Annotated in this window: 18 protein-coding genes; 11 read left to right on the forward strand and 7 right to left on the reverse strand. The window is 64.0% G+C overall.

Translation table 11 applies throughout. The annotated features are described in order from the left end of the window. Nucleotides 1-383: 383 nt before the first annotated feature. A complete protein-coding gene (locus EYQ35_07225) occupies nt 384-767 on the forward strand; it encodes a hypothetical protein (protein ID HIF63925.1) in 384 nt (127 codons plus the stop codon). Nucleotides 768-780: 13 nt separating this feature from the next. Here the strand turns inward: EYQ35_07225 and EYQ35_07230 are convergent, their stop codons facing one another. After that, nucleotides 781-2,121, reverse strand: a complete 1,341-nt coding sequence (locus EYQ35_07230; protein ID HIF63926.1) for a hypothetical protein — start codon at nt 2,119-2,121, stop codon at nt 781-783. 254 nt (nt 2,122-2,375) lie between these two features. Between EYQ35_07230 and EYQ35_07235 the strand changes: the two genes are divergently transcribed. The 6 genes from EYQ35_07235 to EYQ35_07260 all read left to right on the forward strand — a co-directional run bounded on the left by EYQ35_07235 (nt 2,376) and on the right by EYQ35_07260 (nt 12,040). Continuing rightward, the gene (locus EYQ35_07235) at nt 2,376-4,565 is read left to right on the forward strand and encodes a glycosyl hydrolase (GenBank protein ID HIF63927.1); all 2,190 of its coding nucleotides are present in this window, start codon (nt 2,376-2,378) and stop codon (nt 4,563-4,565) included. Nucleotides 4,566-4,599: 34 nt separating this feature from the next. Further along, nucleotides 4,600-6,849, forward strand: coding sequence for a hypothetical protein (locus EYQ35_07240; GenBank protein ID HIF63928.1), 2,250 nt, complete (start codon nt 4,600-4,602; stop codon nt 6,847-6,849). A gap of 201 nt (nt 6,850-7,050) precedes the next feature. Then, nucleotides 7,051-7,992, forward strand: a complete 942-nt coding sequence (locus tag EYQ35_07245) for a hypothetical protein (GenBank protein HIF63929.1) — start codon at nt 7,051-7,053, stop codon at nt 7,990-7,992. Nucleotides 7,993-8,081: 89 nt separating this feature from the next. Next, on the forward strand, nt 8,082-9,077 hold the full coding sequence (locus EYQ35_07250; GenBank protein HIF63930.1) for a serine acetyltransferase: 996 nt from the start codon (nt 8,082-8,084) through the stop codon (nt 9,075-9,077). A 188-nt stretch (nt 9,078-9,265) separates the two neighbouring features. Further along, nucleotides 9,266-11,116, forward strand: a complete 1,851-nt coding sequence (locus EYQ35_07255) for an acyl-CoA dehydrogenase (GenBank protein HIF63931.1) — start codon at nt 9,266-9,268, stop codon at nt 11,114-11,116. A gap of 6 nt (nt 11,117-11,122) precedes the next feature. Further along, nucleotides 11,123-12,040, forward strand: a complete 918-nt coding sequence (locus EYQ35_07260) for an acyl-CoA thioesterase II (protein HIF63932.1) — start codon at nt 11,123-11,125, stop codon at nt 12,038-12,040. A 9-nt stretch (nt 12,041-12,049) separates the two neighbouring features. On the opposite strand, the gene EYQ35_07265 is transcribed toward EYQ35_07260, so the two are convergent. Then, nucleotides 12,050-14,434, reverse strand: a complete 2,385-nt coding sequence (locus EYQ35_07265; protein ID HIF63933.1) for a hypothetical protein — start codon at nt 14,432-14,434, stop codon at nt 12,050-12,052. 152 nt (nt 14,435-14,586) lie between these two features. Further along, nucleotides 14,587-15,549, reverse strand: a complete 963-nt coding sequence (locus tag EYQ35_07270) for a hypothetical protein (protein HIF63934.1) — start codon at nt 15,547-15,549, stop codon at nt 14,587-14,589. Here EYQ35_07270 and EYQ35_07275 point away from each other — a divergent pair. Beyond that, the gene (locus EYQ35_07275; GenBank protein ID HIF63935.1) at nt 15,548-16,723 is read left to right on the forward strand and encodes an acyl-CoA dehydrogenase; all 1,176 of its coding nucleotides are present in this window, start codon (nt 15,548-15,550) and stop codon (nt 16,721-16,723) included. The two genes, EYQ35_07270 and EYQ35_07275, sit on opposite strands and share 2 nt — an antisense overlap. A gap of 13 nt (nt 16,724-16,736) precedes the next feature. Here EYQ35_07275 and EYQ35_07280 read toward each other — a convergent pair whose 3' ends face one another. Next, complete coding sequence (locus EYQ35_07280; protein ID HIF63936.1) at nt 16,737-17,648, reverse strand: SDR family oxidoreductase; 912 nt, start codon at nt 17,646-17,648, stop codon at nt 16,737-16,739. Nucleotides 17,649-17,729: 81 nt separating this feature from the next. Between EYQ35_07280 and EYQ35_07285 the strand changes: the two genes are divergently transcribed. Together EYQ35_07285 and EYQ35_07290 are read left to right on the forward strand one after the other, a co-directional pair. Then, complete coding sequence (locus EYQ35_07285) at nt 17,730-18,848, forward strand: acyl-CoA dehydrogenase (protein HIF63937.1); 1,119 nt, start codon at nt 17,730-17,732, stop codon at nt 18,846-18,848. A 38-nt stretch (nt 18,849-18,886) separates the two neighbouring features. After that, complete coding sequence (locus EYQ35_07290; GenBank protein ID HIF63938.1) at nt 18,887-20,080, forward strand: hypothetical protein; 1,194 nt, start codon at nt 18,887-18,889, stop codon at nt 20,078-20,080. Nucleotides 20,081-20,109: 29 nt separating this feature from the next. Here the strand turns inward: EYQ35_07290 and EYQ35_07295 are convergent, their stop codons facing one another. Further along, the gene (locus tag EYQ35_07295) at nt 20,110-21,684 is read right to left on the reverse strand and encodes an acyl-CoA synthetase (protein ID HIF63939.1); all 1,575 of its coding nucleotides are present in this window, start codon (nt 21,682-21,684) and stop codon (nt 20,110-20,112) included. Nucleotide 21,685: 1 nt separating this feature from the next. Then, nucleotides 21,686-22,297 (reverse strand): SRPBCC domain-containing protein, encoded by a 612-nt coding sequence (locus tag EYQ35_07300; GenBank protein HIF63940.1) that lies wholly within the window; start codon nt 22,295-22,297, stop codon nt 21,686-21,688. 29 nt (nt 22,298-22,326) lie between these two features. Between EYQ35_07300 and EYQ35_07305 the strand changes: the two genes are divergently transcribed. Further along, complete coding sequence (locus tag EYQ35_07305) at nt 22,327-22,989, forward strand: glutathione S-transferase family protein (protein HIF63941.1); 663 nt, start codon at nt 22,327-22,329, stop codon at nt 22,987-22,989. A 48-nt stretch (nt 22,990-23,037) separates the two neighbouring features. Here the strand turns inward: EYQ35_07305 and EYQ35_07310 are convergent, their stop codons facing one another. Then, entirely contained in the window at nt 23,038-23,622 is a 585-nt protein-coding gene (locus tag EYQ35_07310) for a hypothetical protein (protein HIF63942.1), read from the reverse strand. Between the last annotated feature and the right edge of the window lie 104 nt (nt 23,623-23,726).

The following is a 23,726-nucleotide window of genomic DNA, read 5'->3' on the forward strand; positions in this document are numbered from 1 at the left end:
CGGGATGACGCAGCCGAGGTCGCGGAGGCGTCTTAACGCCAACTTCAGGCCGTTGCCGTTTTTGTCTTTGAATCCCATTCTATCGCAGAGCTGTTGTTTGGAGATGGGTAGCCTCGGTCCCTGCGGGCCGCGATCTGAGATTAATTTGTAGAGCTCCTTATTCCTGAATTCCTGACTCTTTCCCATAATGCTGACTGTTTAAGCATAAAAACCGACCTCCAGGAAAGCCCGCCCCTGGCTCGGCTTCTGAGCCAGGGGCGGGCTTATATTGATTACTGATGGGGCATGAGGAGGAGGCAGTAAATAACAGCCGGGTAATGAGTATCGCTTGAATGAATGTGGCCGTGTGTTGAGCAAGCACGCGCCGTTACAGGGAGGTTTACATGGGCCGGAAGCGCAACAGCCAGGTTACTTTTGCAGAAATCGAGCAGGCCAACGCCGGCCCGGCCGCCGGGGCACTGGCCGGTAAGGCCCGCCTGGCCAATCGCATTGCCCACGGGGGCTGCGCTTTCGTGGCCCGCGGTCGCGCCTTTTCGGTCAAGAGCGACGCCATCGTTCACGCCATAGAAAAGTTTCCGCGGCAGTGGAGTCTCGACGGTGTCGAAAACGACGGCCGCCTGCTGGGTGTCACCTGGCGGGGCGCTTCGCCGGGCGTGATGTCACTGCACCTGCCAGTGGACCAGCTGTCGCCCGCCGCCCGCTGCTGGCTCAACGGCGAACTCGAGCGCATTGAGCTGCTCTACGACCAGCGCCTGGAGGTTGCCTGAAGCGAGAACGCGCCTAGCTGCCGTGGCAGATCACGCAGTTTTCCGGGCCCTGGCCGGTGAGCAGCGGATCGTTGCTGGGGTCGGCATCGAGGTACAGCGCCTCGCGGGCGCTGAAGTTGGCAATCCTGTCGTCGAGTACGGACCGGTAGGGCCAGGTGCTGGGGCCACCGCCCAGGTCATCGTACAGCACGGCCAGCTCGTACCATTCGAGGGCGCTGTCGCTTCGGCCACCCTTGAGAAACAGGTCGCCGAACATCATGCCGGTGCCCTGCACGTTGTTGGGCGCGCGGCCCGCGTTGCCACACACCCGTGGACTGTTGAACGGCGTGCAGTCGCTGGCCAGGGCGGCGTCCATGTAATCTATGGCCTCGGCCATCAACGGATCGGATGCTTCGACCCAGGTGCCCACCACGCCCGAGAAATCAAAGGTATTAAACAGCGGGTACAGCACGATCGCGTCTCTGAGCAGCTGCAGTGAGTCGGCAAGGTCGCCGGCGTCGCCGCGAATGAGAGCGTCGATGTAGTTGGCCGCTCCCTGCCAGCCCGGCACGCGGGTGTCCTCGGTCAGGTACAGGGCAGCCTGGTTGAGTGCCGCCGAGCCCAGGGCGGCGTGATCGGTAGTGACCTGGTCTGCATTCGACGGGTCCAGTAGCGTGGTGCCGACCAGGTACACGTGCATCATGCCCTTCATCAGCCAGGCCCTGCCGTCAGTGGGCAGGTCGGCGACCGCCGTGGCCATGGTGTCTATGGTTTCCTGGCTGCGGTCGGCGTAGTTGTTGAGCGTGTCCCAGAATGCGTTCTCGCCTTCCCAGGCCGGGCAGACGATGCTGGTGCTCCTGCCTTTTACATTGCCGCCCGAGTTGCTGTCGAAGGTGTCGAAACGTCCGCACCATCCGTCCTCGGTATCCACTCGCAGCCTGGCCTCCACGAAGGCCACCGAGTCGCCCAACAGGGGAGACTGGCTCGCACCGCGTTTGACCTTGACCTTGGCTTTCTTGAACGACAACAAGATTTTCGCCACGCCGCCGCCACTGTCTTTTTTCCCCCTGTAAACGTAGCGGGTATACGAGGATCCCTTGCGCAACCAGCGCGAGCAGTCCAGGGTGAGGTCGCCGCTGTCACCGGTGTCGCTGACCACGCGCAGCGCACTTGTCGCCGGGCAAAGTGGCGAGGTGGTCATGGCCATGCTCGAGAACTGCAGCACGGCCTTACTCTTGCCGCTGCTCACGACTTTGAGCGCGACCTTGCCGTCGCTGGCCCAGTGGCTGAGCGACGGTTGCGCCGCGGCGGTTTGAGCCGCGAGCAGGGCCAGCGCCAAGGCTGTAACAAATACGAACAGGGAGTTCTGGTGCATCAAATTTATCCTTGGCGGCGTTGGCCCCAGGCATGGAACGCCGCAGTTAGAGAGTAACCAGCCAGCCTCCCCAGTGTCAATGGGAAAGGACACGAACTGACCCCTGACTGGGGGGCTGGTTGCCCCGGGTCGCCCTGCGCCACCGCCCGCCCTCCCTGCGTGGCTCACTGCTGGGCGACCTGCTGCTCCTGCCCGGCTGCAGGCGAAGCCAGATTACTTGGCCTCACTCGTGTTTCCGACATAGTCTCGCGCTTGTGCTCTACGCCGTTGCTGTCGTCTTACTCGTAGCTCTCTGCACGCTGGGTGGCCTGCTGTGGACCGCTGTTCACTACCGCAGGATAGAGACGCGGGCCGACCCCGGGTTGTTTCCGCCGGTGAGCTGCCCCGACGACTGCGACGCGATCGCGACCGACCTCGTGCAACAGATGAGCCTGGGCGAAAAGCTGGCGCAGCTTTCGGGCGACCTGTCGACGCGGCGTTTCTCGTTTCGCTACGTGGCCAGCTTGTTGCTGGGCCACGGAGTCCCCTTGGCGTACAGCGGCTACAATCGGCGCCTGGGGATTCCGCCGCTGTCCTTTTCCGACGGGCCAAGGGGCGTGGGCGTGGGTCGGGGCAAGACCTGCTTTCCGGTCACCATGGCTCGCGGGGCCACCTTCAATCCCGCCCTGGAGCAGCAGGTGGGCATGGCCATGGGCCGAGAGCTGCGCGCCTCGGGCGCCAATTACTCGGGCGCGGTTTGCGTGAACCTCTTGCGCCACCCGGGTTGGGGGCGCGCCCAGGAGACCTACGGCGAGGATTCCTACCACCTGGGTGAGATGGGCCTGGCGCTCACCCGTGGCCTGCAGTCGCGTAACGTGATGGCCTGCGTGAAACACTTTGCGCTCAACAGTATCGAGAACTCGCGCTTCTATGTTGACGTGAATGTCGACGAGCGTTCGCTGCGCGAAGTTTACCTGCCGCATTTTCGCAAGATCGTCGAGCAGGGGCAGGTGGCCTCGGTGATGAGCGCCTACAATAAGTTTCGCGGCGAGTACTGTGGCCACAGCCGTGAGCTGCTCACTGACATTCTTCGCGATGACTGGGGCTTCAAGGGGTTCGTGACGTCGGACTGGATGCACGGTGTGCGCGATGGCGTCAAGGGCATACGCGCGGGTCTCGACCTGGAGATGCCCAGCCCCGTGCGCTACGGCAAACCGCTGCTGGCAGCGCTCAGGCGCGGTGAGCTGAGCGAAGCTGACATCGACGCGCGCGTGCACCCGGTCTTGCGCACCCGCTTGTGGTACGCGCTGGCGCCCGACACCGAGGACTACGATGCGCAGCTGCTGGCTTGCGATGATCACGTGAGGCTTGCCCGACGCGTGGCCGAGGAGTCGATGGTGCTGCTCAAGAACGACGGGGTGCTGCCACTTGATCCGGCCCGCGTGCGTCGCCTGGGCGTGTTCGGCCAGCTGGCAGCGCTCGAAAATACCGGCGACCGGGGAAGCTCTGCGGTCGCGGCCCCACGGGTGGTGACTCCACTCGAGGGCTTGTCGAGTTACATGCAGGAGCAGGGCGGTGAGGTCGTTTTTGCCGACGGCAAGGATACCGACGCTGCCCGCGTCGTGGCCGAGGGCGTGGACGCGGCAGTCGTGGTCGTGGGCCTGACCTGGGCCGACGAGGGTGAGTGGTTCGTGTTGCAGCCGGAGAAGAAAGCAGCGGCGCGCCGCCTGAAGTTTATCGGTGGCGGCGGCGATCGCACGAGCCTGCGCTTGCGCGCCCGCGACGAGGCATTAATAGCCGAGGTGGCCGCCGTGCAGCCGCACACCGTGGTGGTCTGCGTTGGAGGTAGCGCTGTCGATGTCAGCTGGCGAGAGCAGGTTGCTGCCATACTGTTTTCTTTTTACAGCGGCATGGAGGGAGGCCACGCGCTGGCCTCGTTGTTGTTCGGCGATGCCAATCCGAGCGGTCGTTTGCCGTTTACAATTCCCGAGTCTGACGCTGACCTGCCCGAGTTTCTCCCCTTTGCCGAGAGCGCAACTTACGGACCGCTGCACGGCTACTCGCTGTTTGAAAAGAAAGCGCTACCGGTGGCTTATCCCTTCGGCCACGGGCTCGGCTACAGCGAGTTTTCGTTGTCCGAGCTGGAGGTCGATACCCGGTCGGATGACTGGACGGTGACCGTAACGCTCGTCAATTGCGGTGACGTGAGTGGCGCCGAGGTGGTGCAGGTTTACCTGGCCTTCCCCGAATCGGCGGTCGATCGGCCACCGAAAAAACTCGCCGCCTTCCAGAAGGTGCTGCTGTCTGCCGGCCAACGCGCCACGGTCACCATGGTGGTCGACGCCCAGGCGCGGCAGGTCTACGACCCGGACGCCGGCGAGTGGGTAATGCCCGATGAGCCGGTAGAGCTGTTGGTCGGGAGATCTTCGGCCGATATCTCGCTGCGCCACACCTTTTTACCTTGACGCAGGGCGACTAACGGTCGACACTCGTGGTCGGGTGAGAAGGCTTGCAAAAAGCGGGTTCCGGGCGCTGCCGGGCGTGGCGCTACTGGCGACGGTCTTCGTGGGTGCGGTCTTCCTGGGCGTGGTCTTCCCCGGCGCGGTGCACAATGCCGAGGCGGCGACCCTCTCGGTGCCCTCGGCCTACGCCAGCATACAGGCGGCGCTCGATGTAGCCGGCCCCGGCGATCGCGTGGAGGTAGCCGCGGGCGTGTACAGCGAGAAGCTCGTGCTGCCGTCGTCGGGCAGCCAGGCCGGTGGCTGGATAGAACTCACAGCCGCCACTCCTGGTGTGCGCCCGGTGCTCGACGGCGTGGGAGTGGCGGGCTGCGACATGATCCTGGTCCCCTCGCGCAGCTGGGTCAGGGTGGAAGGCTTCGAGATACGCAACAACCTGGGCGTCAGCGATTGCTCGGGCATACGCATAACCGGCAGCGGCTCGCACATAGAGCTGTTCGACAACGTCATCCACGACATACGCGGCAACCACGCCATGGGCATCACCGTGTACGCCACCGAAGCCACGCCCATCAGCGAGCTGGTCATCGACGGCAACGAGATCTACGACTGCGAACCGGCCAACAGCGAGGCACTGACGCTTAACGGCAACGTCGACGGCTTCGCGGTGACCAACAACATCGTCCGCGACGTCAACAACATCGGCATCGACTTCATCGGTGGCGAGACCGACATTCAGCCCAACCCGTCGCTGGTGACGCGCAACGGTGTGTGCCGCGGCAACGAGGTCTACCGCGCCAACTCCAACTACGGCGGGGGCTGGGCCGGCGGCATCTACGTGGACGGTGGCAGCGACATCATCATAGAGGGCAATATCGTGGGCGGCTGTGATCTCGGCATAGAGATAGCCGCCGAGAACGCAGGCACGGTGACCACCGGCATCACCGTGCGCAACAACTTTATCTACGCCAACAACAAGGCCGGCCTCGTGTTCGGCGGCTACGCCTCCTCGGTGGGACGCGCCAACGGCAACAGCTTTACCAACAACAGCACACACGGCAACGACACCTCGGGCCAGGGACTTGGCGAGTTGTGGATACAGTTTGCCGAGAACAACACGGTGCGCGGTAACGTCTTTTCGTCGACCTCGCAGAACGTGTTGATCTATTCCGAGGGCGGGGCGGTGGGCAACCAGCTCGACTACAACCTGTGGTACGCGCCGGGCGGGCAGGCCGCGGCCGAGTTTAACTGGCAGGGTACGCCGTACGCGGGCTTCAACGCGTTTGTAGCCGGCAGTGGGCAGGGCGCCAATTCGCTGTTCGCAGACCCGCTGTACCTCGACGCGGCGGCGGGCGACCTGCACCTGGACGGCTTGTCGCCGGCGCGCGACGCGGGCGACCCGGCCTTCACGGCGGCGGCGGGCGAGACTGATATCGACGGCTCAACGCGGGTGTCGGGCGCGGCCGTTGACCTGGGGGCCGACGAGGTGGGCTGCGGTGACGGCACCGAGGATCCCGGCGAGCAGTGCGACGACGGCAACCAGGTCGACGGCGACGGCTGCGACTCCAACTGCACGTTCACTGCCTGCGGCAACTCGGTGTTGACAGTGGGCGAGCAGTGCGACGACGGTGGCACCGAAGACGGCGATTGCTGTTCGGCCAGCTGCCAGTTGGACGCACCTGGCGTGGCTTGCGATGACGACAGTGTTTGCAGCGCCATCGACAGTTGCGACGGGGCGGGCGCCTGTATTGGTCTCGCCGAGCCCGCCGCGGGGTGTTTCGCGCCGGTAAAAATCGACGCGGCCAGGTTCGATCTTTCCAACCGCGATGGCAGCTCGAGAGACAAGGCCGGCTTGAAATGGAAATCCGGCGAGGCCCACGACCTCGCCGCGCTGGGCGATCCCACGGTGGCCACCGCCTACACGCTGTGCGTCTACGACCAGTCGGCCGGCAGTTGGCAGACGGCGCTCGAGGCGACCATCCCCGCTGGCGGCAGCTGCGCGGGAAGCCCCTGCTGGAAAGCGATCGGCAGTAAGGGCTTCAAGTACAAGGACCGCGCATCGACGGCTGGTGGCGTGCAGAAGCTGATACTCAAGAGTGGCGCCGAGGGGCGCACGAAGTTCATACTCAAAGCCCGGGGCGGCGCGATCGACCTGCCCGCCATGCCTCTGGCCCAGGACAGCACCGTAGCCGCGCGTCTTTCTAACGACGCGGGCAGCTGCTGGCAGGCTGATTTCACCACACCGGCGACCGCCAACAGCGCCTCGCGCTTTAAAGACAAGGGCAACTGACCCCCGGAAGGGTGGCACCCGCTCGGGGGGGACGCGTTGGCTGGAGGGAGACGAAAATGCGCGGGGCGAGCTAGGAACGGCAGCATTCACGGGCTCAATCGCGCGGGCCGGCGCAAAGGGGGACTTCCTGTCTCGCCCCGGGTGAGGCAATTCTGGTCTCATCGGTGACCGCCCCCGGGGCCGTCACAGGGAGCTGAAGAAATGAGAAACAGCCTGCGAGTTATTGTGAGCGTGGCCGCGTTGGCCGTCCTGTCGGCCAGTGGTGGCTGCACGGTGAAGTCCTGGTACACGGTAGTTGTGCCCAACGAGGGCCAGGGGATGACCCTTACCGGCGAGAGATCGCTGATGATGGTGAGCGTGCCCGAAGTGGTAAGCCAGGAGACCGTGCTGGGCTACACGGCGGGACGCCGCGTGGCAGCCGCCCCCGGCGAAACGCTCGCAGAGGTGCGCGACTCGGTGCTTGTGTCGAAGACCACCATCGCACGCGCCCTTTTTGACCTCGCACCTCAGTGCATGACGCGCGAGAACAAGGATAGCGCGCTGCTGCCCGACGACTGCTTTCGTCGTCCTCTCAACGAACTCGAGCTGGTCGAAGGCGAAGGCCACTTGATTGCCGGCCGGATCTACGAGGACCGCCAGTCCTGGTACCTGGTGTCGGTCGACGCGCGCGATGGAAGCTTCTTTCTCGTGGTCGACGCCGATGGCCGCCTGCGCCAGGAACGCAACCTGGTCTGGCGCGACCTCAACGCCTGGGAGCACAACGTGCGCGACCGCGGTGAGCTGCCCGGGGCGACCGGCCCCGCGGTGGGCGAGAAGCTCGACTACGTAGACCTGCCCGTAGCGCTCGATGCATCACGTCGCGTGTTTGACATGGAGGTCAGCGAGCGTCGTCACCCGGGACAGGGCAACCTTAACTTCGACATCGTCTGGGCCGGCCCGGTGCAGCACATAGACGGGCCACGCAACCGCGTCATCCTGCGTGACTATTCTCCCAGCGCCCCGGGCTACGTGGTGAACGAGATGGCCGTGGATTACCGTCCCTCGGTCGAAATGATTTCGCTCAGGGGAATAGAGATCGCGCTCAGGCCGGGAGACAACGGCGAGGTGGTCTTCGCGGTGCAGCCGGGATCGCAGCCAGGCTGAAACAGGCTGTTTCAACAACGGCGTTACCCTGGCTGGGGCAATAGCGTATACTCGACCATTCGGCACCCGCCAGGGGTGCGGGCGTGATCATGGCCAAGGCAGAAAAAGGACACCGCAGGCTCGAGTCGATAATCGACTCGCTTGCCGCGAGCTACGACAGCGGTCGCACCATCGACAGCCTCGAGAGCGCGGCGTTGCCCAACAAGCGCAAGATCATCGAAGCGCTCGACCACGTGGTTTCATCGATCTACCTGGGTTTCTATTCCACGCGGCGACTCAACTCTAACAACCTTCGCCACTACCTGGGCGAGCACATGCACAGCAGCTACGAACTGCTGTCGCGGCAGATCGCGCGCGCAGTGGCCTACCAGCGAGAGGGCGGCGGTGAGCCTGCTGCCCAGGATCGCGAGTTCGGCGAGAAGGCGGTGCTCGACGTGCTGGCCGAGCTGCCCCGCCTGAGGGACGCGCTTCACCTGGACGTCGAGGCGGCCGTGACCAGTGACCCGGCGGCGACCAACGCCGAGGAAGTCATCTACAGCTACCCGGCCATCGACGCCATAACTGTCTACCGCGTAGCCCACGAGTTCTACCTGCGCGGTGTCCCGCTCATTCCGCGCATCATGAGCGAACACGCCCACTCTGTTACCGGCATCGACCTGCATCCCGGCGCGACGGTGGGCCGCAGCCTGTTCATTGACCACGGCACGGGCGTGGTCATAGGCGAGACGGCTGTCATCGGCGACGACGTAAAGATCTACCAGGGCGTGACCCTGGGCGCGCTCACCATTCCGCGCGACGACAAGGGCCAGATCATAACAACGGTGAAGCGTCACCCGACCCTGGAAGACCGCGTGACGATCTACGCCAGCGCCATCATACTGGGTGGCGAAACGGTGGTGGGCAAAGACTCGGTGATAGGCGGAAACGTGTGGCTCACCGAATCGGTGCCGGCCGGCACCCGCATCACCTACTCGGCCACCGGCGCGGGGCAGGGCAGCCAGACGGTGACCAGCCTCAGCGACGCGCAGCTCTCCCAGGGCCGCACTCGCAGCAGGCGCGACAGCAAGGCGGCTGACGGCCGCTGACGCATCGCTGGCCTGCTTGACGCTCCGCTGACGCATCGCTGGCCTGCTTGACGCTCCGCTGACGCGTCGCTGGCCTGCTTGACGCTCCGCTGACGCATCGCGTTGCACTTGAAAAAGGCACCCGCCTGAAACAGTATCGGCATCCTCAGGCCAACGACCGCCGTGCCACGGCGCGAGGAGAACCCGTTATGTCAGACGCTAACATCAACTTCTTCAAGGCAGACATGCGCTCCATGGAGTTCACGCTATACGAACACCTCGGGGTCCAGGAACTCTTCGAACACGAGTTCTTCGAGCACCTCAGTCGTGAAGACTGCGACCAGGTCATGCAGCAGACCCTGAGGTTCTCCAACGATATGCTGGGTCCGATCAACTCGTCTGGCGACCGCCAGGGCTGCACGCTCAAGGACGGTGTGGTCACTACCCCCGACGGCTACAAGGAGGCCTGGAAGCAACTCTGGGAGCTCGGCCTGCCCAACTTCTCGGTGTCGCTGGAGGCCGGTGGATTCCAGGGCCCCATGGCAGTGCTGGGCGCACTCAGCGAGCTACAGATGGGCGCCAACATTTCGTTCACGATGTATTCCGGGCTCACCTACGGTGCCATGGAGTTGGTCGAGCACTTCGGCACCGACCACGACAAGGCACGTTTTCTTGAGGGCATGACCAGCGGGCGCTATGCCGGTACCATGTGCCTGTCCGAACCCCACGCGGGCAGCGACGTGGGCGCTATCTCTACCACCGCCACCCACATCGACGGCAACCGCTACCTGATCAAGGGAAGCAAGTGCTGGATCTCGGGCGGCGACCATGACCTTGCCGACAACATAATCCACCTGCTGCTCGCGCGCGTGGATGGTGCCCCCGGGGGCACCCAGGGCATCTCGTTGTTCATCGTCCCGCGCGACGTCATAAACGAGGACGGCAGCTCGGGCGAGAACAACAACGTGGTCACGGCCAGCCTGGAGCACAAGCTGGGCATCAACAGCTCGGCCACTGCCGTGCTCAATTTCGGTGACGACGGCGACTGCGTAGGCTACCTCTGTGGCAGCGAAGAAAACGTGGGCATGAAGCAGATGTTCATGATGATGAACGGCGCGAGATTGTCGGTGGGCCTCCAGGGCCACTCGGTTGCGGCCACCGCCTACCTCAACGCCCTGGCCTATGCGCGCGACCGCAAGCAGGGCGCTTCGGTCAAAGCCTTCAAGGATCCCAACGCGCCGCGCGTGAGTATCATCGAGCACTCTGACGTCAGGCGCATGCTCCTGGAGATGAAGTCAAAGATTGACGGCATGCGCGCGATCGCGGGCAAGATGGCGCTGCATCTCGACTGGATCAACGTGCTCAAGGACAAGGACCCTGACCAGGCCGCCTACCACCAGGGACAGGCGGACCTGCTCACGCCTATCGTCAAGGCCTACTGCAGCGACCAGGGTTTTCGTGTGTGCGAGACTGCCATGCAGGTCTACGGCGGCGCCGGCTACGTGAAGGACAATCCGGTTGAGCAGTACCTGCGCGACAGCAAGATATTCTCGATCTACGAGGGCACCAACCACATCCAGGCGCTCGACCTCGTGGTACGCAAGCTCAGGGGGCGCAAGGGCCAGGACCTGGCGGATTTTTCGGGCAACCTCACCGAGTTTGTCGAGGCCAACAGCCAGGACCCGGCCATAGGCACCGAGGCCCAGCTGCTGGGCGAAGCCTCGGAGCGCTTGCAGACTGCTGGTGCTGCCATCGTGGGCTACATGATGGAAGGCAAGCTCGACCAGCTAACGCTCTACGCGACGCCTTTCATGCAGGCCATGTCACACGTGGCCGTGTGCCACCTGCTGCTCGAGGCGGCGCTCGTGGCCGAGGGAGCGCGTACCCAGGACTTTGACCAGAGCCAGGAGGAGTTCGATTTTTACGCTGGCAAGGTCATGTCGGGCAAGTTCTACGCGAACTTCATCATGCCCGAGGTGTTCTCGTTGTGCAGGGCCATCTGTTCTGCTGATCGCAGCGCCATCGACATTCCCGACAATGGTTTCTGCACCCAGTGGTAACACGACGTGCCTGAAACCTTTGACGAACTCCTCGAGCTGCTTGACCTCGAGGAACTCGACCTCGATCTTTACCGCGGATTCAGCCCCCCCGGCGACGTGGGACGCGAGCGCGTGTTCGGCGGCCAGGTGGCCGCCCAGGCCATGGTGGCGGCCAGGCGTACGGTGGACGGCGAGCGTCGCGCCCATTCACTGCACGGTTATTTTCTGAGGTCGGGAGACCCCACCATACCCATCGTCTACCACGTGGACCGCATCCGCGACGGCCGTTCGTTTACGACCCGTCGCGTGGTGGCCAACCAGAAGGGCAAGGCGATATTCAACATGGCGGTTTCGTTCCAGGTGCCGGAGCAGGCCTGGGAACATTCGTTCACCATGCCCGAGGCGCCTGACCCCGAGTCGATGCCGACCAACGCCGAGCGCATGCAAGCGCTCCTGGGCGACAAGGCCAACCCGGCCATACTCGAACGGCTCACGCGTAAGGGCCCGGTTGAGATTCGTTTCTGTGACCCGCCCGACTGGCAACCCAGCGAGGGCGAGGACTGCAGCACGATGGTGTGGCTGCGCGTGCGCGGCGACCTCGGCGACGACCCGCGCGTGCACACCTGCGCCATGGTCTACGCTTCGGATTACACGCTGACCTCAACCGTCATGCGTCCGCACGGCCTGCACTGGGCCACTGGCCGCGTGATGTCGGCCAGCCTTGACCACGCCATGTGGTTTCACGCCGATGCCCGGGCCGACGAGTGGTGGCTGTACGTCGAAGATTCGCCGTCTGCCTCGGGCGCGCGTGGTTTGGCACGCGGCAGTATCTTCGCCCACGACGGGCGGCTGGTGTGCTCGGTGGCGCAGGAGGTCCTGCTCCGGCCATGGCAGGGCAAGGGCGACGGCGTGCGCGGCCGGCCGGACAAGCAGTCCTCGGACTGACCCAGCCCCTCAGGGCACGTAGAAGTTGCCGGTAGCGATGAACATCTCGTCGCCGGTGGTCACACCGCCCAGCAGCGTGCAGGCGGTGCAGGTCGAGTTGGGACAGTTGTTGTCGTCGCCCAGGCAAGCCTGGCCCTGGTTGGAGCCTCCCTCGCAGAAGGCGTCAACCGCGTCACAGGGGCCACCGGGTATCAATCCCTGGAGGTTCGAGATGGGCGGGTCGGGCGAGTTGGCTATCGTCTTGAGCAATGCCTCGTCTATGCCGCCGTTATCAAACAGGCCGCAGAACTTCACTGTCCTGTCTGCGACCGAGCCGCTGAACACCAGGGGCGTATCGTAGTCTATGGTCAGGGCGTCCTGGTAATCGAAGCTCTCGTACATGATGTCTGCCGGTGAGCCCGGCAGGCAATTGGGGTCTGTTCCCGTACCGTTGGGCGCGTCGGGGCCGTCGCCGCAGGGGGTCTGCGGAGGGGCATAGTAGCGGAACCTGACGCCCCTCGAGTGCATGTGTGAGCCCAGCGTGAACAGGTTGGTGTTTTCCTCGAAGGTATGGGTTGCGCAGTATTCGCGCCATTCGAAGGGTGGTACTTCCTGGGTGAAGATGTAGGTCGCGTTGAACAGGCCCTGTGCCGGCCAGACCTGGGTGGGGGCGTACTCGACGTTTATCCAGGCCTCGACGTTCATGTCATCGTTGGTCAGGTTAAAAGCGTGCGAGTTCCACACGATCACTCCCTTGAGGGGAAGCACACCGTAAACACCCGCGGGATAGGCGCTGAGGTTGATCGATTCCTGCGCGCCGGACCACGTGGGTGCGTTGTTGTTTAGTAGGCCGTAGTCGTCGGGGCCGAAGCCTCCCGAGGCTAAGCAGGCCACGCCCTCGTGCCATTCACCGCCGCACACGCCATTGCCGGGACAGGGGTCAGCGGTGTTGGGAGTGCACGCCTGGCCGTCGTTGTCGCCGCCGAAGCAGTTCCACGCACCCCAGCCGGCGTCGTCCCAGTCGTAGTCGCCCGCGTAGATATGCACGATGCTGTGGTGTGACTGCGCGTCCTGGTGCAGGCCCTGGTTGCCCCAGGCCAGGCACTTGCCGGGGTTCGTGCCGTGACCGTTGGTGCCGACGGCAAAGCTGGGGCAGTCAACGAGGGATGCTGCGGGCACCGCGCCCGGCGCGCTCAGGTCGTAGTAGCTGGCTATGCAGCCCTCGGTTTCGTCGTGCGCGCCCAGGAAGTAGCCGGGCTGGGCGATCTGCATACCGAGGGTCGGGTCGGGTACGGCGGGTTGCGGTACCTTGTTAGGGGTAGGCGGAGGCAGGCAGCTTCCGAGCAACTCGGCCGAGCCCTCGACTATGCCATCGGTGCTGGCACCGCCGCGTATCCACAGTCTGATGGCCTCGAGGTGCTCGGCGGAGACCGTCTGTGCACTCGAGGGCATCGGGGTTCCGCCCACCACTGGCCCGTCGGGCGCCAGCGTCTTGGCGGCTATCTTGTTGTAAAGCATGCTCAGGTCCTGGTCACCGGGGAACACCAGTGAGACGCCGGGGTTGGTGGCCGACGGTACGTCGACAAGGGCCGCCGCGCCCGCCGACGCCCGCAGATCGAGGGCGCCCAAGCTGACCCCGGTGGCGCCATGGCAAAGGTCGTTGGTGCAGTCGTAGGCGTCGAACACCAGTGCCTGTATGGCATCGTAGGTGGTGTTGTACTCTACCTCGCTGGCCGCGCAGCCAATGCAGACGGTGTCACAAGTATCGGTGTCGTCAGCGTTGCCGTCGTCACACTGCTCACCGGTTTCGAGCAGGTTGTTTCCGCACACCGACGCGCAGTCGGCTGGTTTGGCAGAGGCCTTGCCCTTGATATTCTCTGCTTCGTTGGTCGACAGTTCCGAGGAGTCGTAGGCGGCGCACCAGGTCTCCAGGCCTATAATCAGCGAAATCTCCAGGCTGTCCTGCGGGCCGACGAGGTCAAAGTTGAACCACTTGCCCTTGGCTATCACTTTCAAGCTGCCGCCGACCTTGCCCGACTTGACTAATATCTTTTTGATGCCGCCCTCGGCCAGCAGGCGGTGCTCGCCCTTGTACTTCCAGCCGCTTACGCCGCCCTTGATGCCAGACCAACGAGTTGAATTCAGTGGCACCACGCCGCTTGAGCCGGCGTTGCTGCCGGTGCCGCGTATGACCAGGTAGGAGGCTTCGACCGTGGCGTCGGGGTAGGGGCCGTGTATGGGAAGCTGCCCCTTGGTCTTGTAGACAAACTTTTTCTTGTCGGGCTTTGCTGCGGGAGCCTTCAACTTCACGCCGGTACTATCGAGCCGGTGGTGCTCGTCATCGTGGGCCGGGGCCGACGGTGTCCAGACGCAGAGAATCATCAGGGTAGTAAGAATGGCGGCAAGCTTTTTCATGTTTTCCTCTTTTGCGTAGAGTCGGGTGTAGGAATCACCCTGCACCCATTGCCAAGTTTAGTTGGATTCGGCGAGGTACGTCAAGGAAAAATCGTTGTTTTTGCTGGGTTAAAGCCCGATTTCGCACAAAGAATCCCCCGGTTGGTCGGAAATCAGTCAATCAGCGCTGATCCGTTACCCACCGTGACGCGGGTGCCGTCGTTCTTGTCGGCCCAGAGGTTGAACTGCAGGCGCCGCCGTCCGGCCTCGGGCGCTTCGGAAACCACCTGCCCACCGGTCACCAGGGTCTCGTTTCCCCACAGCACGTTGACCAGGCGCACGTCCATGCGGCCACCCTCGAGCCAGCCCAGTCCGAACTCGTGCGTGAGCATTTCGGACAGGAAACAGGTCGACATCATCCCCTGTACCACGATGTCCGGAAATCCCAGCTTGCGCGCCTCCTCGGCGTTGGTGTGGTAGTTGAGGTCCGGCCCCGAAAACGCCATGCACATGCGCTCGTCCACCAGGCGTTCGAGCGGTTCGAAGCTGCGCAAGCCGGTGTCGGTCTGTTCAAAACTGCGGCCGGCTTTTTTTTCGCGACCGCGGTCCACGACCATGCCCTCGTCTTGCGTCTCGGCGAGAAAACTCTGGTGGGTGATACCGCGGTTGACCAGGCGGCCTTCGCTGTCGAGCACCCAGGTTTCTTTGACCACGTAGTCGCGGTCGCGCTTGCGGTAGCGGTCGGCGATGAACGCTCGCGTGTGCACGCGCGTGCCCGGCGCCACGGCGCGGTACATCTCCCACTGCTGGCGAGCGTGCAGGTTGCCGTATAGATTGGCGAGGTACCACGACAGGTCCTCGAAGCACTCCGAATGCAGCAACAGGCCCGGCACGTAGTCGGCGTAGAGCGAATCGTCGGCCTCCAGCGCGTCGCGGTAGGCCCCGCAGAGCTCGGCGCTGAGCTCGAGGTTGCGCCCCCCGTAGTCACGTCCAACATAAACCGGTTCGCCCTGGTAGTTCATGACCTGATTCTGCCGCAGGTGCTGAGCCGTTCCAAGATCATTGCGCGGCGGTTGCTGCGCGAGGCACCCGCGCCACTCCCCCTTGCCGTGGCGGGGGTGTATGTTGTCAGCCATGGGACGAGCCGACTGGCAGACCGAAGAAGTGAGTGCTCTCAGGCAGGCGTTGAGAGCGTTTTTAGCCTCCGAAGTAACCCCCGGGCTTGAGCAGTGGGAAAAAGACCGCCGCGTGCCGCGTGATTTCTGGCTGGCCATGGGCCGGCAGGGTTATCTCTGCCCCTGGGTGGACCCTGCGCTGGGTGGTGCGGGCGCCGATTTTGCCATGTCGGTGGTGGTGTGCGAGGAACTCGGCCGCACCGGTCATATGGGCCTGCAGACGGGCGTGTCGGTGCACGCCGACATCACCGCGCCGTACATCGACCAGTACGCCACGGCCGGCAACCGCGAGCGCTGGCTCGCCGGCTGCGCGTCGGGCGAGATGGTGGCGGCCATTGCCATGACCGAACCGGGCGTGGGCAGCGATCTCGCGGCCGTTGCTACCACCGCCGTGCGCGACGGCGATCAGTGGGTCATCAACGGACAGAAGACTTTTATCTCCAACGGCATGGAGTGCGACCTCGTGGTCGTCGTGGCACGCACGGCAGCCGGCGACGACGAGGGGCCCGACCAGGCGACAGGCGCGCGCGGGTTGAGCCTGTTCGTGGTCGAGAGCGGGGCGGCTGGTTTCGTTAAGTCACGGCAACTCGAGAAGATGGGCCAGCACTGCCAGGACACCGCCGAGTTGTTTTTCGAAGACTGCCGGGTGCCGGCCGACAACCTGCTGGGCGAGCCCGGCCAGGGATTTGCCTACCTGATGAAAAACCTGCAGCGCGAGCGGCTGATGATAGCCGTGGCAGCCCAGGTCGCGGGCGAGCAGGCCCTTGCCAAGACTCTACCCTACGTGCGCGAGCGGCGAGCGTTCGGCAAATCCATCGGCAGCTTCCAGCACAACGCCTTCAAGCTGGTAGAGCGCGCCACCGAGATCGAGATCGGCCGGACGTTTATCGATTCGTTGATAGACGAGTTCATCGCCGGCGACGACATCACCCGTCGCGTGTCGATGGCCAAGTGGTGGCTGAGCGACATGGCTTGCCGGGTGGCCGACGATTGCGTGCAGCTGCACGGCGGCTACGGCTACATGGCCGAGTATCCCATAGCGCGCGACTACATGGACGTGCGCGCCATGCCCATCTACGCGGGCTCAAACGAGGTCATGAAGCTGATCCTCGCCCGCATGATGGACCTGGAGTGAAACGGCCTCCCCGCTAGGACGCGTGCTTGAGCGAGGCCATGGTCGACTCCATGGGCGAGTGGATGATCTCACCGCCGGTGGGGTCGTTTATGGCCTTCCAGTTGTCGGCGATGGTATCCACCGATATCGGTCCGTCGGGCTTGACGGCAAAACCCTTGGCACGAAGTGTTTCCACGCGCGCGTAGCAGCCGGCGCCCACTTCGTAGATCTGGCCGTTGTCTTCGCAGCTCTCGGCGCAGAGGTACACCACCAGTGGCGACACGTACTCGGGCTTGATGAGGTCCTGCATTCCCTCGGGCATGATGTCCTCGGTCATACGGCTCAAGGCCAGCGGTGCGATGACGTTGGTGTGGATGTTGTTCTTGGCGCCTTCCTCGGCCAGCGCCTGGCCGAGGCCGCACAGCGCCGCCTTGGCCGCGCCGTAGTTGGTCTGCCCGAAGTTGCCGTACAGGCCCGAGGCTGAAGAGGTGAGCACCACGCGGCCGTACTTGGCCTCGCGCATGGGCTCCCAGGCCGCCTTGGTTACGTTGTACGCGCCCTTGAGGTGCACCGCGATCACGAGATCCCAGTCCTGCTCGGTCATGTTCTTGAAGCTCTTGTCGCGCAGTATGCCGGCGTTGTTGACCACGATGTCTATCGAACCGAAGGTGTCGAGTGCGGTCTGCACCATGGCCTGGGCCGATTCGGTTTCGGACACCGAGCCGTAGTTGGCCACCGCGTTGCCGCCCGCGGCCTTGATCTCTTCTACGACCTTGTCGGCCATATCGCTGCCGGCACCCGAGCCGTCGCGCGAGCCGCCGAGGTCGTTTACGACCACGTTTGCCCCGTGGCTGCCGAATAGCAGCGCGTGCTCACGCCCTAGTCCGCCGCCCGCTCCTGTTATCAGCGCCGTGCGCCCTGCAAGTCCAAATCTATCCTCTGACATCAGTATTCCTCCGCAAAAAGTATCGCCGGATACTAGGTGACGCCTTGCATCAAGTAAAGGAGCGTGGGACAAAACGCGGTTATGGATTTTGGATTCAGCGAGGAACAGGAGCAGCTGCGCCGACAGGTGCGCCGCTTTGCCGACGAGCGCTGCCCGATGGACCGGGTTCGCGAATTAATGGACAGTGACGACGCTTTTGACAAGCAGATGTGGGCGTCGATGGCCGAGCTGGGCTGGTTGGGCCTGGCCGTGCCCGAGCAGGCCGGTGGGCTGGGCCTGAACTGGGAAGACGTGGTCGTGGTGGCCGAGGAGCTGGGACGATCGCTTTTGCCTTCGCCGTTCCTGGCCGTCACCACCGCCGCGCGCGCCGTTGACCTGCTGGGTAGCGAGGCCCAGAAAGCCGAGTTGCTGGCGCCGCTGGCCGAGGGCACGAGCGTGGTGACGCTAGCGTTTTTTGAAGACAGCGACGTCATCGACCCCGACGGTGTGGCCACCACGGCCACGGCTGACGGCGATGGTTGGTTGACGCTGTCGGGGACGAAGATGTTCGTGCCCTGGGGGCAGTCGGCCGACAAGCTTCTGCTGGTCGCGCGCGAGGGCGACGGGCTGAGCGTGTTCGCGGTCGACTCCGCCGCAGAGGGCCTCACCGTGGAGCCGCTGCAACTCATCGACACCACCTGTCGCGCGGCCCGCGTCAGCCTGGACTCGGTGCGCGTGGAGGCCGACTCGCGGCTGGGAGCAGCGGGGCAGGCCTGGCCGCTGTTGTCGCGCGCGCTGGACGCAGGCCTGGTCGCGCTGTGTGCCGAGATGGTTGGCGCGGCCGATGGTTCACTGCAGCTCACGACCGAGTTCGCCAAGGTGCGACAGCAGTTCGGCAGTCCGATTGGTCGCTTCCAGGGAGTGAAGCACCGTCTTGCCGAAATCTACGTGGCCACCGAGTCCGCCAGGTCGCTTACCTACTACGCGTCGTGGGCGGTAGATCATCTTGATGACGCCGCCAGCAGCGTCGCCATGGCCAAGGAGTGGGCCGCGGAGGCGCTCGACCGGGCCGGCGAGGAAGGCGTGCAGCTGCACGGAGCAATTGGCTATACATGGGAATGTGATGCCCAGCTCTACTACAAGCGGGGCCGCCTGTGTCGCAACCTCATGGGCTCGCCCGACTACCAGCGCGAGCGCGTGTTGGCGGCCCAGGGGCTGTAAGAACAGCACCCCCGAAGAGAAAACGACGGAGCAGTGACATGGACTTTTCGTTTACAGAAAAAGAAGAAGCGTTCCGGGGCGAGGTGCGTGAGTTTCTCGCCGAGCACCACGACAGCGAGGGCGTTCGTGCTGACGGCGCCGACGTTGAGTCGGCCATGGACAAGCTGCCCAAGCTGCTGGCCTGGAACCAGGCCTTGTACGAGAAAGGCTGGGTGGGTTTCTCCTGGCCGCGCGAGTTTGGCGGCAGTGGCGGCGGCATCGTTGAGCAGATGATACTCAAGCAGGAGTGCGGCGACGTGCGCGCTCCCATCCTGGGCTTGTCCTACATGGGCCTTGCCTGGGTCGGCCCGGGCATCATCCAGTACGGCACCGACGCGCAGAAGAAGCGCTTCATTCCGCCCATACTCAAGGCCGAGGAGCACTGGTGCACCGGCTACTCCGAACCCGGCTCGGGCAGCGATCTTGCCAGCCTGCAGTGCCGCGCCGAGCGTGACGGCGACGACTACGTTATCAACGGACAGAAGATCTGGACCTCGCTGGCCATGTGGGCGCAGTGGATGATACTGCTCGTGCGCACTGACCCCACGGCGTCCAAGCACCTGGGCATAAGCTGCCTGCTGGTGCCCATGGATTCAGAAGGCCTGGAGGTAAGGCCCATCAAGGCCATGAACGGCGAGACCCCGTTCGCCGAGGTGTTTTTCGACAACGTCAGGGTGCCGGTAGAGAACCGCCTGGGCGCCGAGGGGCAGGGCTGGGACGTCACCAAGCACGCGCTGGCCAACGAGCGCAGCTCTATTGCCGAGGTTACCGCGCTGCACCACAACCTCGATGATCTCAAGAGCATGGCCGGCCAGTGCCGTCTCAATGGCAAGTCGGCCATCGAGGATGCCGGCATCCGCCAGAGGCTCGCGCGCATGCAGTCCACCATAGAGGCCATGCGCTTGAACGGCCTGAGGTTTTTGACCAAGCAGCTGCGCGGCGAGCCCATCGGGGCCGAGACTTCGGTCAACAAGCTGCTGCGCACCGAGATGGACGTGGAGACCGGCCGGCTCGCCTGCGACATGCAGGGGGGGCACGGGGTGCTCACCGGCAAGTCGCCGGGCGCGGTGCAGGGCGGCCGCTGGCAGAAAAATTCGTTGTCGTGGCCGACCACGGTCATAGGTGGCGGCACACCCAACATCCAGCGCAACGTCATCGCCGAACGCCTGCTCGGCTTGCCACACGACAGCTGATTGCCGGCATTTAACCGCCCGGCAGTGAGCTAAACGATGCGCGAGTTGCTGTTGCCCCAGTAGCGGTCCTTGAGCAGGCGCTTGTAGAGCTTGCCGTTGGGGTGGCGCGGCAGCTCGGCTTCAAAGTCCACCGAGCGCGGACACTTGATGGCGCTCAGCTGCTCGCGGCAGAAGGCCATCAGTTCCTCCTCTAGCTCGGGGCTGGCGCTGTCCATGTCGGCCGGCTGCACGACGGCCTTCACCTCTTCGCCGAAGTCCTCGTTGGGTACACCAAAAACGGCCACGTCGACTACCCGGGGGTGGGTGATGAGCACGTTCTCGGTCTCCTGGGGGTACACGTTGACCCCGCCGGTGATGATCATGTAGGCCTTGCGGTCGGTGAGGTAGAGATAGCCGTCTTCGTCGAGGTAGCCCACATCGCCCAGCGTAGACCAGCCCTGCTCATTGTACGCGTCGGCGGTCTTCTCGGGGTCGTTGTGGTACTCGAACTTGCCGCCGCCACCGAAGTAGACCATGCCGGTCTCGCCTGTGGGCAGCTCTTTGCCGTCGTCGTCCACGATGTGCAGCTCGCCCATCAGCGGGCTGCCCACCGAGCCGCGGTGGGCGAGCCACTGCGGGCTGTCGATGGCCGTCAGTCCGTTGCCCTCGGTGCCGCCGTAGTATTCGTAGAGCACCGGCCCCCACCAGTCGATCATCTGTTCCTTGATGGCTACCGGGCAAGGCGCGGCCGCGTGTATAGCCACGCGCAACGACGAAGTGTCGTGGCGGTCGCGCTCGGCCTGCTCGAGCTTGAGCATGCGCACGAACATCGTAGGTACCCACTGGCTGCAGGTCACGTGGTATTTTTCTATCAGCGCCAGCGATTGCTCGGCGGCAAAGTTTTCCATGATGATGCAGGTCGCGCCCAGGCGCAGCAGGCTCATGGTGAACCTGAGCGGCGCGGCGTGGTACAGCGGCGCCGGCGACAGGTAGACGTCGTCGCTCGAGAAACCGTACAAGATCGTCACCATGCTGACGAGCGGATTGGGCGTGCCGATGGGTTTGTTCGGCAGCGGTACGCGAACGCCCTTGGGTCGGCCGGTGGTGCCCGAGGAGTAGAGCATGTCGGCACCCTCGGTCTCGGTGTCAACGGCCGTGGCGGGTTGTGCAGCCACGGCGTCTTCAAAGGATTCGTAGCCGTCTGTTGCGCCGCCCACCATGAACGAGCGCTCCGCGGCCGGCAGCTTGCCGACCAGGTCGGCAGTGACCTCGGCCTTGGCCCGCGAAGTAAAAAACGCGCGCGCACCGCAGTCGTTGACAATGTATTCCACCTCGGGGGCCGTAAGTCGTGAGCTGATGGCGGTGTAGTAAAGCCCGCTGCGCTGCGCCGCCCAGCAGATTTCAAGGAAATGCTCGTTGTTTTCCATGAAGATGGCTATGCCATCGCCTTTCTCCAGACCCATGGATTGCAGCAGCTGGGCCACGCGATTGCTGCGTTCGTTGAGCTCGCTGTAACTGACCGACAGGCCGCTGTCGGCCATGATGAAGGCCGGCTTGTCGGGGGTCAGTTGTGCCCAGGTGGCGGGGTAGAGTTTTTCGTCAGCTTTGTCGTTCTCCTTTTGCATCCTACTGCGGTTGCCCGGCGGTTTCGGCGGCGGTCTTGAGCGCCTCGTCCATTACACGCAGCCCCTCGTCTATGTCTTCGCGGTAGATTCGCTCGATGAGGCCCGAAAGCGGGCCCACCATGAGCTCGTGGTGTACCAGGCGCACACCACCGTCGGGCAGTGGTTGCAGGTTGCGGCATCGAAAACCGCGGGCGAGAAAACCGTACCATTCAAGCGAATGCCAGCAGAGTTTTTCGCCGGGCTCGACCTCGGTCACGAGGTTGTTTACCCAGCGGACCTCGTCACCCAGGTGGGCTTCGATCCGTACTTCTTCGCCCACCACGAGCCGGCCCTCGGCCCGCGGTGAGTAGGGATTCCACTGGCCGTAGTTCTCAAGTTCGGACAGCAGCTGCCACACCCGCTCGGGGCTGGCGTCAATGTCGATGCGGTGCTCGGTTTCCCACTGGGAATTACAAGCCGCCATGCTCGAAAACATCAGTGCCGCCGAAAAGAAAGCCAGGCGCCGCCCGGCCTTGCCGGCCCAAGCTGTTGACAGCGTGAAACCGGCCCATCCCGTGGGCGGTGGTGACTGTACTCCTCCCTGACGCCGAATGTGCCTATTCTGATTGTGCATAGTGTGCGTTGTAGTGCCGCGCGGGTCTTGTGTCGAGGGAGCGGGGCCACTACGGTCTCCGCGTCGTGGCCATCAAGCTCTACTCAACTACCTACTGCCCCTACGCGTGGCGCTCGCGCATCGTTCTGCACGAAAAGGGTGTGGAGTTTGAAACCTTCGAGGTTGACCTGCGCGACAAGCAGGAAGAGTTTCTCGAGGTATCTCCCAGGGGCCTGGTGCCTGTCATGGTGCACGACGACACGACTATTGCCGAGTCGATGACCATCAACGAATACCTCGAAGAGTTTTACCCCGAGCCACCCCTCATGGGCAATGGCCCGGCCGAGCGGGCGGCGGTGAGGTCGGCGATAGTGGACCTCAACTTCAACCGCAGTCGTCCGCTGGCGCGCCTGGCGTCAATGTTGTTCTACGGTCGCGAGCAGCGCGACGAGAGTGTCATCGAGCAGCAATCGGCGCGGTGGAATCGCTATCTCGACGATCTCGAGCAGCACTTCAGTGATAACGACTGGCTGGCCACCGATAATTTCAGCATGGCCGACCTCAGCCTTTACCCCACCGAGTTGGTGACGCGCATCGGCTTTCAGTTGGGCGGTGACCGCGAACGGCCGGCGCTGGACAGCTGGCGCGAGCGCGTGCAGGCACGCGAGTCGGTCCAGGCAACAGCGCCCGAAGGCTTCGGCGCGGCTGCCTGAAGCACGGCGGCTTGAAGCGTACACCCCTGCCGGGCCGAGGACTCCCGCCTAGCGGCAGCGCAGGGTTTTGCCGTTAGAAGACGTAGCGCAGGGCGGTGTCGGTCCCGTCCAGAAATCGTCGCCCACGGTCATCGTTATTTCGAATTCTGACACACCCGTGGCCCCGCTCGCGTCGGTGTCCCTGGCGATGATCTTGACCTTGAAAGGGTTGGCCGAAATTCCCAGCGTGACCTTCGAAAGGCCCGAAGCGTGGGGCATTCCTCGCTGGGCTTTCCAAAGCCACTTGTTGCCCCTCAGCTGCCAGCCCGGATCGCCAGCGTCGATGGTCGCCTGGCTGGCAACCACGTTGCCTACCTCAAGCAGTATGGTGAAATCTTCGTTCGAAGGCGTGAACGAGGACCCGCTACCGTCGAGGGTATCGCTCTTGAGCACGACCTTGTGCTGTCCGGGGGGGCGGTTAAGGCGCGAAGCTTTCAGTATCCTGGTGTGGAAGACTCCGTTGGCATTGCTGCAGCCGCTTTCGTCAAAGCTGCAGTCAACGGCGCAGGCCAACACACCGCCCGAGTAGCCCAGGCCGGTGCAGCTCTGTCCGCCGAGATCATTGCCGTCGCAGGCTTCTGCGCCTTCGCGCACTCCGTCACCGCACACGGGCGGACTCGTGCAGCCGCTTTCGTCAAAGCTGCAGTCAACGGCGCAGGCCAACACACCGCCCGAGTAGCCCAGGCCGGTGCAGCTCT

The sequence above is a fragment of the Candidatus Binatota bacterium genome, from assembly GCA_012960245.1.
Lineage (GTDB): Bacteria > Desulfobacterota > Binatia > UBA1149 > UBA1149 > UBA1149.